Annotated in this window: 1 protein-coding gene; it reads right to left on the reverse strand. The window is 67.3% G+C overall.

Annotated features, from left to right (window positions below):
- Positions 1-1,364: dihydrolipoyl dehydrogenase (gene lpdA / locus ACO41U_RS09720; RefSeq protein ID WP_485943557.1), on the reverse strand; the 1,364-nt coding region annotated here is incomplete at its 3' end.
- Between the last annotated feature and the right edge of the window lie 60 nt (positions 1,365-1,424).

The following is a 1,424-nucleotide window of genomic DNA, read 5'->3' on the forward strand; positions in this document are numbered from 1 at the left end:
TCCAGCGACGCCTCCCTGACCGCCTCGCCGAGGGTGGGGTGTGCGTGGATCGTGGCGACGATCTCGTCGACGGTCAGCTCGGACCTCATGGCAAGCGCGCCCTCCGCGATCAGGTCCGTGGCCCTGGGACCCAGGACGTGCATGCCCAGGATCTCGCCCGTTTCCCTGTCCGAGATAACCTTTACCATTCCGTCGGGCATCCCCGCGATCAGGGCTTTGGCGTTGGAGTTCATGGGGAAGCGTCCTACGGTGAAGTCCCGACCGGACCGCGTCAGCTCCTCCTCCGTACGGCCCACTCCCGCGAACTCGGGCGCGGTGTAAACGGCGCTCGGGACCACACGGTAGTCCATGGCCGCCCTGAGCCCCATGATGGCCTCCGCGGCGACCTCGCCCTCGGCCGAGGCGACATGTGCCAGCATGATGGGTGAGGCACAGTCCCCTATGGCGTGGATGCCGGGCACGCTGGTCCTCATCCGCTCGTCAACCGCAATCCGCCCCCGGTCGGTCCGGATCCCGATCTCCTCGAGCCCGAGTCCCTGGGTGAAGGGACGGCGTCCCGTGCAGACGAAGACCTTCTCCGTGACGATCTCCTCCTCCACGCCCGCCGTGACGGCCGTCGCGTACCCTCTGCCCAAGGCGCGGACCGACTTGACTGTCGCGGAGGTCAGGAAGCGGATGCCACGGGCCTCCAGTATCTGCCTGAGGTACCCCACGAGCTCGACGTCCAGGTTTGGCAGTATCTCCGGCAGCATCTCGACGACGGTGACCTCGACGCCCAGGGCGGAGAAGATGGAGGCGAACTCGATGCCGATGACCCCGCCTCCGACGAGCAGGATGGACTTAGGCAACATCTCCAGCCCCAGGACTCCGTCGCTGGTGAGGATTCCGGGCAGGTCGAACCCGGGAACGGGCGGCAGCGCGGGGACGGAGCCCGTGGCGACGATGAAGGCATCGGCCGACAGAGGCCGCACCGTGCCGTCCTCCTGCGTGACGGCGACCTCCCCGGGAGAGCGGAAGACCGCATTCCCCTGGACGACCTCCACCCCATTGGCCCCCAGAAGGAAGCCGACCCCCTCGACGAGGCGTGCGACAACCTCCTCCTTATGCCGCATCAACACACTCCAATCGACGCGGGCCTCCTTGACGAAGAGCCCGAGGGGTTCCCCCTCCCGGGCGGCAGAGGCCAGCTCCGCCGTGTGGAGCAGGACCTTGGTCGGAATGCAGCCCCTGTTGAGGCATGTCCCTCCCAGGGCGTTCTTCTCCACGAGGATGACGGAGGCCCCCAGCTGCGCGGCGCGCAGTGCGGCGACGTATCCCCCGGTCCCTCCGCCTATGACTACGACCCTCTTCGACCCTTCCGCCATAATCCTTCCTCCCTTACTGTGTGAATTCGGATGCCCCGTTCAGGAGCCGGAGCCCTCCTC

The organism is Fretibacterium sp. (assembly GCF_057312375.1).